Raw genomic sequence first — 8,928 nt, forward strand, 5'->3', positions numbered from 1 at the left:
GGCCCGCGCTGTTGCACGATCCTGCGCCCGAACGACAGAGACTATTTTTGCGCGGCGTCCGGCTTTTTCTTCTTGGAGCAGAGCGGAATCCGCAGCGTCAAAAAGGCTGCGGGTACGGAGGCGATGCCGGCGTCGTGCTGCTGCGCCTCTGCGCGAGCTTCGCCGCCGCTGGGGCGGGAAGCATCGGGCCCGGCCGCGTCGTCGTCTTCGGCAGGGCCGCGCGCCGGCTGCGGCGGGAGGATCGCGAGAAGCACCAAGGCGAGCACGGCCATGGTCTTGCCTCCGATCGCGGCGCCGCAGAGAGAAACCGGGCTTGGCGGCGCTGCTGTGGCGCGCCTAGGGTCGGGGCATGGCCAGGCTTCGCAATCTCGTGATTCTCACCGGTGCCGGTGTTTCCGCCGAAAGCGGCATCGCCACCTTCCGCGGCCCCGGCGGTCTGTGGGAAGGGCACCGCGTGGAGGATGTCTGTACGCCCGAAGCGCTGGCGCACGACCCGGCGCTGGTACACCGCTTCTACGATCTGCGCCGCGCCGCGCTGGACACGGTGGAGCCCAATGCTGCGCACCATGCACTGGCGCGGCTCGATGCGGCATGGCCCGGCGAGCTGCTGATCGTGACGCAGAACGTGGACGACCTGCACGAGCGCGCCGGCGCCAACCGGCTGCTCCACATGCATGGCGAGCTGCAGTCGGCACTGTGCGCGGCCTGCGGCATTCGCGAGCGCTGGACCGAGGCGCTGCCGCCGGACACCGAATGCCCGAATTGCGGCATGCTGGCGCTGCGGCCGGACATCGTGTTCTTCGGAGAGATGCCGTACCAGATGGAGCGGATCGAGGCGGCACTGGCGCAGGCCGACCTGTTCGTCTCGATCGGCACCTCGGGCGCCGTCTATCCCGCGGCGGGTTTCGTCCAGACCGCGCGTCATTACGGCGCAGCGACGCTGGAGATGAACCTGGAGCCTTCGGGCGGCAGCCACTGGTTCGAGGAAAGCCGGATGGGACCGGCCGGCACGCTGGTGCCCGCCTGGGTGGAGGCGCTGCTGGCAACCGCCTGACTCCGGGAACATCCTGCTGGCATCGCGCGGCAATGTGCGGAAGGATAGGTGCAAGGCTCCGGCATCGGGGCGAGCGATCAGGGAGCGGCGGCGATGCACCAGCAGGCGATCTTCATTACCGGCGGCGCATCCGGCATCGGCCGGGCGGTGGCGCTGCTGTTCGCACAGCGCGGCTGGCGTGTCGGGCTGGCGGACGTCAACGCGGCGGGGCTAGAGGAGACCCGGGCCATGCTGCCCGAGGGCGTGGCAACGACACATCTGCTCGACGTGCGCGATCGCGACCAATGGGTGGCGGCGCTGGCGGCCTTTGCCGAGGCGAGCGGCGGGCGGCTGGACGTGCTGTTCAACAATGCCGGGATCGGTACGAGCGGTCCTTTCGCTACCACCTCCCCGGCGGAACTGGAGCGGTGCATCGCGGTCAACTTCACCGGGGTGGTGCACGGCGCCCATGTCGGCTTCCCGCTCCTTTCGGCGACGCCCGGATCGGTGATGCTGATCACCAGTTCGGCGGCGGGAATCTATGGCACGGCCGGGGCGGCGATCTACTCGGCCACCAAGTTCGCGGTGCGCGGATTGGCCGAGGCGCTGGACGGCGAATGGGCGACCGCGGGCGTGCAGGTGCGCACACTGATGCCTGCGTTCATCGACACGCCGCTGCTCGACCAGCCGACCGGCGGCTCCAACCAGCTGATCCGCGAAAATGTGCGGCGGGCGGGGCTGGAGATCTCGCCGGTGGGCGATGTTGCCGAAGCAGCCTGGGCGGCGGTGCATGGCCCGGTGCTGCATAGCCGGGTGGGCAAGACGGCGCGCAAGCTGTGGTTCGCGGCGCGGTGGATGCCGGGCACCCTGCGCAAACAGGCCCGGCGCAGCCGGCTCGGACGACGCTAGCGCATTTTCAAGTTGACCGTGTACGGTCAACGACTCGGAAAATGCGGCAACCAAACATCTAGAGCGTCTTCACTCATGGTGAAAACGCTCTGGCCTTGGCAGGCCCGCTGCTTCCGCGATACGGGCGACGATCGCGTAACGACAGTGAAGGAAATTGCATGAAGACGGTGGTGCTGATGGGGCTCGGCCTGCTGGCCGCGGTGCCGGCGCAGGCGCAGGTGAAGTCCACCGATCCGCAGTCGATCGCCAAGGCGCTGCAGGACGCCGGCTACAAGGCCGAGCTGAGCAAGGACAAGGATGGCGACCCGATCATCCGCAGCGGTGCGCAGGGCTACAAGTTCACCATCTTTTTCATGACCTGCGAGAAGGGCCGCAACTGCGGCGACATCCAGTTCTATGCCGGCTGGACCAACAAGCTGTCGCCTGCCCGCGCCAATGCCTGGAACCAGAAGCACCGCTTCGCCCGGGTCTATTCGGACGACCAGGGTGAAGCCGCGATCGAATATGATCTGAACTTCGAGGACCAGCAGATGTCCACCACGCTGTTCCAGAAGAATCTGGAGCTGTGGGATTCGCTGGTCGGCAGCTTCGTCGACTATGTCAACGAAACGGAAGAGACCCCGAAAAAGTGAGCCGCAATGACGGGCTGCTCAGAACAGCCCGTCATCGTCATCGTCGTCGTCGTCCGTGCTCGACTGCGTGGACGCGGCGCCGCCGGGCAGCGCGAAACGATGATGGATCTCGCGCTCGCAGGCCATGGTGTAGCTGCGCGCCATCCCGTCGAGCAGTTCGGACAGCGCCGCCGCCACGTCGCCCTCGGGGCTCGCGCAGGGTGTGCCGAACAGCTTGAGCTGTAGCACCACGCTGCGCAGCGAGTCGCCGAAGGCAGCCTCGCAATCGACATTGCTGGTGGTGGTCTCGAGAATCCGCGACACCGCCGCTGCATCCTCGCTCAGCCCGGCCATCCCCGCACGCATGCGCTGTGCACCCTCGCGGATGCAGGCGAGCGAATCGGTCAGCGCCTCGGCGGCGTCGCCGCCATGTTCGGCTTCCGGATCGCGCAGTGCGGTCACCGCGCTGACCAGCGCTTCGACCGACTGCCGGATCTCGGCCGAAATCGTCGCGAGCGTCGTTGCGAAGCCACGAATCTCCGATGCGACCATTGCCAGCGCCTTGCCCTCGTCGCCGAGGCGATGGCAGCGAAGATCGGTATTCCATGCCATCAGGTGCACGTCGTGGTTTACCCGATGGACGACGCGCAGCCGCTGCGCGAGGCGCTCGGCGCTGTCCGAGGTGGAGCCGCCCAGTGCCTGGGCGCGCGCATCGGCGTCGCGCAGGCGCGCGGTTACCTGCGCCACATCGGCAACGCTCTTTTCCAGCGCGCCCAGAAAGGCGGTGTTGTCGCTGCTCTGTTCGCGGTCGCCCTCGGCCTTGATCTCCAGCAGCTGGGTAGCACTCGGCGCGATGCCGCGCAGGCTGTCGGCGAGTCGCTGGGATTCATTGTGGAACGCCTCGATCGTGTCCGAGGCCTGGGCGGCGAACAGCGCGACCATATGGCCAACTACCGGGATCGCCGTAGCGGGATCGGCGGAATCGCGCCAGGCAATCAGCGCGCGGATGCCGGTGGCGACATGTTCCAGCCGCTGGCGCGTGATGTCGCCGATCTGCATCGCACCAATGGCGGTGGCGACTCTACCGTGGATCTCTCGCCCGACAGTGGCGATGCGGGCGGCGCGCGCGGCATCGGCAGCCTGGTGGCGCTGCAGCGCCTCGGCATCGGCAGCCAGCTTGCGCGGCACCTGCGGGATTACCTTGATGCATTCGGCGGCGAGCTGGCGATCGACCTCGATCAGCGCAGGAATGCTGGCGGTCAGCCGTTCGATCTCGATACCGATGCCGCCGATCTCCTCCTCGCCCACATCGAGCCGGACGTTCATCGTGTCGGCGAAGTCGGCAAAGCCGTTGCGGCCGGCCGCTGCCACCTTGATGTTGAGACCGCAGATGCGCAGGAAGTCGAGCGTGCGCTTCACCTGGGAGATATGGTGCGCCAGCGGCCGCGCGCCCGCGGCGATGCTCTCCAGGCCGGCCTGCCGTGCCGCCTGCACGGCGGGGAGCCGCTCCAGCCGGTCTGCCGTTGCGCGCATGTTCTCGACCGCCGCGTCCGCTGCATCGCGGCCAAGCGCGTTGGTCACGCCTTCCAGCGCGCTCACCAGCCGCTCGACGATCGCATAGGCCTGGGCCAGCGCCTCGCCCGCGGATACGAAGCGCGCATCAAGATTGCCGGCGACCTGGCTGATCGTGGCCTCGATCTGCGCAAGCGACAGTTCGGATTCGGGATTGGGTTCAGGAATGGGTGCGGCGTACATGGCCGTCTCCTTGTTGCGCGGTCATCGGGCCGTGGCCGTGAGTAGTTCGTGGGCGATGTGCCCGAGGGGAATGATTTTGTCGGCCGCTTCGCGCGCGATTGCTTCCTTGGGCATGCCGAACACGACGGAGGTCGCCTCGTCCTGCGCGAAGGTGCGCGCGCCGGCCTGCCGCATCTCCAGCAGACCGCGGGCGCCGTCATCGCCCATCCCGGTCATGATGATGCCTACCGCGTTCGATCCGGCCGCGCGCGCCGCCGAACGGAACAGCACGTCCACCGAAGGGCGGTGGCGGGAGACCAGCGGCCCGTCGCGGACCGAGACGTAATAGCGCGCGCCTTGGCGCTCGAGCATCGTGTGCTTGCCGCCCGGCGCGATCAGCACCTGGCCGCGCAGCACCGGATCCCCGTCCGCTGCCTCCTTCACGTCGACCTCGCACAATCCATCCAGCCGCTGGGCGAAGGCGCGGGTAAAATGCTCGGGCATGTGCTGGACGATGACGATGCCGGGGCTGTTGGCGGGCAGCGCCTCCAGCACTTCGCGCAGCGCCTCGGTGCCGCCGGTGGACGCGCCCATGCACACCACCATTTCGGTCGTGCGGCTCATCGGCTTGCCGCTGGGCGGCGGCAGCACCGCATCGGCGGTGAGCTTCTGGGCTGGCGCCTCGACCTTGGGCATCGGCTTGCCCGGCCGGCCGCGCACCCGCGCGCGGGCGGCCGCCTTCACCACGTCGCGGATCTGGAGGTGGTGTTCGGCCAGATGATCGGCCACGCCCACTCGCGGCTTGAGAATCACGTCCACCGCGCCCGCTTCCATCGCCTGGAGAAGCGTGTCGGAGCCGTTCTCGGTCAACGACGAGCACATCACCACGGGGACCGGGCATTGCTGCATCAGCTTGCGAAGGAAGGTGATGCCGTCCATCCGCGGCATCTCCACGTCCAGCGTGATGACGTCGGGCACTTCCTCCTGGATGCGGCGGGCAGCGCTGAACGGATCGCCGGCCGTTCCCATCACCTCGATCGCCGGATCTTCCTCCAGGATCGCCGTCATGGTCTGGCGCACGCTCGCCGAATCGTCGACGATCAGGACGCGGATCTTTGGCATCAGTCGCCTCGCCGGAACACGGTGTTGGCGACCTGCTTGAGCGGCAGGCCAAGCCCGGTGATCGATTCCGAATGGCCCAGGAACAGATAGCCGCCGGGCGCCAGGCAGTCATACAGTTGCGAGACGACCTTCTTCTGCGTGGGCTTGTCGAAATAGATCAGCACGTTGCGGCAAAAGATCAGGTGCATCGCGTCGCCCACGGGATAGCGACCGTCCATCAGGTTCAGTCGACCGAAGCCGATCGCGCTGCGCAGCCGTGGCACGATCCGCACGTCGCGCCGCGCCGGATCGTTCGACGTCATCACATATTTGCGCCGCAAGGCCGCCGGCACGGGATCGACGAGCTCGGCGGCATAGATGCCGCTGCGCGCGGTCGCCAGCACTTCGGTATCAAGGTCGGTGGCGAGGATGCCGTAATCGGGCCCGCCCATCCGCTCGGCATAATCGTCGAGCATCATGGCGAGGGTATAGGGTTCGGGGCCCGTCGAACAGGCGGCGCTCCAGGCACGGAGCATGCGCACGCCCCGTGTCGCGAGCGCCGGCAGCACATGCTCGACCAGATAGTCGAAATGCGCCGGCTCGCGGAAGAAGTCGGTCTTGTTGGTGGTGACCGCGTTGATCAGGTGCAGCCCTTCGGCCGCCAGGTGATCGCCAGCGAACACATAGTCGCAGTAGCGGTCAAGGGTATCGACGCCGACCACCCGCAGCCGGCGGCGCAGCCGGCCTTCCAGCATGGTCTTCTTGGTTTCCGGCATCTTGATGCCCGAAACCTCGTAGATATAGGCGGCGAGGCGCGCGAAGTTGCGGTTGCTCATCGTGTCGAGCCCGGGCGGGGGCGACGGATCCAGCGCTAATGCTGCGGACAAGGTCTGCTCCGTGACTCTCAGGCGACAGCGCGGGTGGTGAGCACCCGCACCTCTTCGGACGAGAAGATTTTCGACATGTCGACTAGCACAACGAATCCTTCGGACCGCTTAATCACCCCGCCGATATAATCGGAGGCCCAGCGCACGCCGATGTCCGGCGCGGTTTCCAGCTGGTCGGTGGTCACGCTGCACACCTCGAGCACGCGATCCACCACCAGGCCCAGCATCAGCACGCGGTCGGCGGCTGGCACGTCGACCACCAGGATGCGGGTGGCCGGCGTGGGCACGAACGGCGAGAGGCCGAGGCGCCGCCGGAAGTCGATTGTCGGCACACCCTGGCCGCGCATGTCGGTCAGGCCGAGCAGATAGTCGGGCCCGTTGGGAATGCGGAAGGTCTCGCCATAGTCGAGAATCTCCCGCACCAGCGTCACCGGCACGGCGAAGGTTTCCGCGTCCAGCCCGAAGGTTACGAGCTGGAGTTCGGTGGCGTCGCTCACGCGACCTCCACGCCGAAGGCGTTGTCCTTTGCATCGGGGCCGCCGGCCGTCAGATCGAGGGCATAGCCGCTGATGCGTGCCTGCTGATCGGCGACGCTGTTGGGCTTGTGGCGCGCCGCGGACTTGGCTGCGGGCTTGGGTGCGGCCCGGCGGGCGGGCGCTGCGGCGCGGGCGCGGGGCTCCTGCTCGACGCGGAAATAGGCGATGCTGGCCTGGAGCTCCTCGGCCTGTGCAGCGAGTTCTTCCGAGGTCGCGCTGATCTGCTCGGAAGCGCCGGCATTCTGCTGGGTCACCTGGTCGAGCTGCTGGATCGCCTCGTTGATCTGCGCGGCACCGATGTCCTGCTCGCGGCAGGCGGCGCTGATCTCGCTTACCAGCTCGGCGGTGCGGCGAATGTCCGGCACGAGGCGGCCGAGCATGTCGCCGGCCTCGGCAGCGGCCTTCACCGTTTCGGACGAGACCGAGCTGATCTCGGCGGCCGCACCCTGGCTGCGCTCGGCAAGCTTGCGGACTTCCGAGGCGACCACCGCGAAGCCGCGGCCATGTTCGCCGGCGCGCGCTGCTTCGACGGCGGCGTTGAGCGCGAGCAGGTCGGTCTGGCGGGCGATTTCCTGGACGATTCCGATCTTGTCCGCGATCGTGCGCATCGCGCCCACCGCGCGATCGACCGCGACGCCGCTGGTCTCGGCATCCTTGGCGGACTGGCGCGCGATCTTCTCGGTCTGGGCTGCGTTATCGGCGTTCTGCTTGATGTTGGCGGCCATCTCTTCCATTGCCGCGGAGGCCTGCTCGGCGGCTGCGGCCTGCTCGGTCGCACCCTGCGAAACCTGTTCCGAGCTCGACGAGAGTTGCTGGCTGCCCGAGGAGACGTTGGTCGCGGCGACGGTTGCGTCCGACACCACGCCCCGCAAGCGATCGACCATGCGCACCAGCGCATTGCCGAGCACGTCCTTGTCCGAGGCCGGCTTGTGCTCGACCGTGAGGTCACCGTCGGCGATCTTGTCCGCCAGCGTCGCGCTGACGCGCAGATTGGCGACCATGGTGTTGACCGTGTCGACCAGGTCCTTGATCTCGTCGTTGCTGGTGACGTGCACGTCCTGGCTGAGGTCGCCGATCGCCACGGCGCTGACCGCGGTAGAGACGCGGCGCAGGCCCTGCGAAACGATTCGGGAGATCCAGAAGGCGCCGGCAGCAGCGATCACCACCGCGATTGCGGCAACGATCCACAGCGTGGCCGCCGCGCTGGCGTAGAGCGCGTTGGTATCCTGATCCGCCTGGCTCATCTGCTGCTTCGAGATCGTCACCAGCTGATCGACCACATCGCCCATCTCGGTGGCGATTTCGCGCGATTGGGTGATGGATATCGTGCCGGCCTCGGTATTCTTGTTCGCCAGTGCCAGCGTGCGGACCCGGTCGTTGACCGGCACGAACGCGTTGAACTTCGCGCTCAACTGCATCCACAGCGGTTTGCCCTGCGCGGTAGCCGTGGCGATCCCCTTGGCGATCTGCGCCTGCACCTGCTCGCGCGCCTTCATCAGATTGCCGTCCATTTCGCGCGTGAGGCTCTCATCTTCGGTGAGCGCCATGTTCTTTTCTTGACGGAGAACATAGCCGAAGCCGGCGCTGACGCTCTGCGCAATCTCGAGGCGCTGCGCCGGGCCAGCGATCACGTCGCTGATCGCCTGATTGAGCGTGGCCAGCCGGGAGCTGGCGACGCCCACGACGGTGAGCAGCAACAGGATGACGACGCCGAATGTGATGCCGAGCTTCAGTTTGATCGTGGCACGCATTTATTCTTGTCCTTGGGGCATTGAGAAAGGTCTTGGTGGCGTGGCCGAAGCCCGCATGTTCGGGATCCGGACCACCGCTGGTGGTGAAGGTGGAAGGGTCGATGCTGACCTGCAGCTCCTCGGCCTGAGCGATGGGGTCTCCGTCGCCGCGCTGGTCACACGCTGTCGTCCGCTACCGTCATGTTCTTTGCCGACGGACGGCACAGCCAAGCTAGGTGTTGGTCATCGGGGCGGGGAAGCACCGGCGATTCTGTCCCTGCGTGGTAGGCAAGGGACAGGATCGTCATGCGTCCGCCGCGATGGCCGCATTGTCACCGAGCTGGGCGGCGAAGATGGCGTGGAGGTCGGGGAGGACGACGATGCCGC

The 8,928-nt window shown here is 67.3% G+C and carries 10 protein-coding genes; 4 read left to right on the plus strand and 6 right to left on the minus strand.

Annotated elements, in window-relative coordinates:
• Positions 1-41 precede the first annotated feature (41 nt).
• A complete protein-coding gene (locus V7E00_RS17270; RefSeq protein ID WP_333573833.1) occupies positions 42-272 on the minus strand; it encodes a hypothetical protein in 231 nt (76 codons plus the stop codon).
• A gap of 77 nt (positions 273-349) precedes the next feature.
• Between V7E00_RS17270 and V7E00_RS17275 the strand changes: the two genes are divergently transcribed.
• From V7E00_RS17275 to V7E00_RS17285, 3 genes are all read left to right on the plus strand, one after another.
• Positions 350-1,054 (plus strand): NAD-dependent deacylase, encoded by a 705-nt coding sequence (locus V7E00_RS17275; protein ID WP_333573834.1) that lies wholly within the window; start codon positions 350-352, stop codon positions 1,052-1,054.
• Between the two features lie 93 nt (positions 1,055-1,147).
• Positions 1,148-1,942: an SDR family oxidoreductase gene (locus tag V7E00_RS17280; RefSeq protein ID WP_333573898.1), complete on the plus strand. Its 795-nt coding sequence runs from the start codon at positions 1,148-1,150 to the stop codon at positions 1,940-1,942.
• Between the two features lie 158 nt (positions 1,943-2,100).
• Positions 2,101-2,574, plus strand: coding sequence for a YbjN domain-containing protein (locus V7E00_RS17285; protein ID WP_333573835.1), 474 nt, complete (start codon positions 2,101-2,103; stop codon positions 2,572-2,574).
• A gap of 18 nt (positions 2,575-2,592) precedes the next feature.
• On the opposite strand, the gene V7E00_RS17290 is transcribed toward V7E00_RS17285, so the two are convergent.
• The 5 genes from V7E00_RS17290 to V7E00_RS17310 all read right to left on the minus strand — a co-directional run bounded on the left by V7E00_RS17290 (position 2,593) and on the right by V7E00_RS17310 (position 8,562).
• Entirely contained in the window at positions 2,593-4,308 is a 1,716-nt protein-coding gene (locus tag V7E00_RS17290) for a hypothetical protein (protein ID WP_333573836.1), read from the minus strand.
• A 21-nt stretch (positions 4,309-4,329) separates the two neighbouring features.
• A complete protein-coding gene (locus V7E00_RS17295) occupies positions 4,330-5,409 on the minus strand; it encodes a protein-glutamate methylesterase/protein-glutamine glutaminase (RefSeq protein WP_333573837.1) in 1,080 nt (359 codons plus the stop codon).
• On the minus strand, positions 5,409-6,224 hold the full coding sequence (locus tag V7E00_RS17300; RefSeq protein WP_333573899.1) for a CheR family methyltransferase: 816 nt from the start codon (positions 6,222-6,224) through the stop codon (positions 5,409-5,411). Before V7E00_RS17300 ends, V7E00_RS17295 begins: the two co-directional genes overlap by 1 nt.
• A 68-nt stretch (positions 6,225-6,292) precedes the next feature.
• A complete protein-coding gene (locus V7E00_RS17305) occupies positions 6,293-6,772 on the minus strand; it encodes a chemotaxis protein CheW (RefSeq protein ID WP_333573838.1) in 480 nt (159 codons plus the stop codon).
• Positions 6,769-8,562 carry a methyl-accepting chemotaxis protein gene (locus V7E00_RS17310; protein ID WP_333573839.1) on the minus strand — a complete coding sequence of 598 codons (1,794 nt, stop codon included), beginning with the start codon at positions 8,560-8,562 and terminating at the stop codon, positions 6,769-6,771. Before V7E00_RS17310 ends, V7E00_RS17305 begins: the two co-directional genes overlap by 4 nt.
• A gap of 40 nt (positions 8,563-8,602) precedes the next feature.
• Between V7E00_RS17310 and V7E00_RS17315 the strand changes: the two genes are divergently transcribed.
• A partial coding sequence (locus V7E00_RS17315) for a hypothetical protein (RefSeq protein WP_333573840.1) occupies positions 8,603-8,928 on the plus strand: 326 nt, incomplete at its 3' end.

It is taken from the genome of Sphingomonas sp. (assembly GCF_036731925.1).
GTDB lineage: Bacteria > Pseudomonadota > Alphaproteobacteria > Sphingomonadales > Sphingomonadaceae > Sphingomonas.

Excerpts from the sequence above, each read along its gene's own strand:
- V7E00_RS17270 (WP_333573833.1), bottom strand. The coding sequence starts at position 272 with ATGGCCGTGCTCGCCTTGGTGCTTCTCGCGATCCTCCCGCCGCAGCCG.
- V7E00_RS17275 (WP_333573834.1), top strand. The coding sequence starts at position 350 with ATGGCCAGGCTTCGCAATCTCGTGATTCTCACCGGTGCCGGTGTTTCC.
- V7E00_RS17280 (WP_333573898.1), top strand. The coding sequence starts at position 1,148 with ATGCACCAGCAGGCGATCTTCATTACCGGCGGCGCATCCGGCATCGGC.
- V7E00_RS17285 (WP_333573835.1), top strand. The coding sequence starts at position 2,101 with ATGAAGACGGTGGTGCTGATGGGGCTCGGCCTGCTGGCCGCGGTGCCG.
- V7E00_RS17290 (WP_333573836.1), bottom strand. The coding sequence starts at position 4,308 with ATGTACGCCGCACCCATTCCTGAACCCAATCCCGAATCCGAACTGTCG.
- V7E00_RS17295 (WP_333573837.1), bottom strand. The coding sequence starts at position 5,409 with ATGCCAAAGATCCGCGTCCTGATCGTCGACGATTCGGCGAGCGTGCGC.
- V7E00_RS17300 (WP_333573899.1), bottom strand. The coding sequence starts at position 6,224 with ATGAGCAACCGCAACTTCGCGCGCCTCGCCGCCTATATCTACGAGGTT.
- V7E00_RS17310 (WP_333573839.1), bottom strand. The coding sequence starts at position 8,562 with ATGCGTGCCACGATCAAACTGAAGCTCGGCATCACATTCGGCGTCGTC.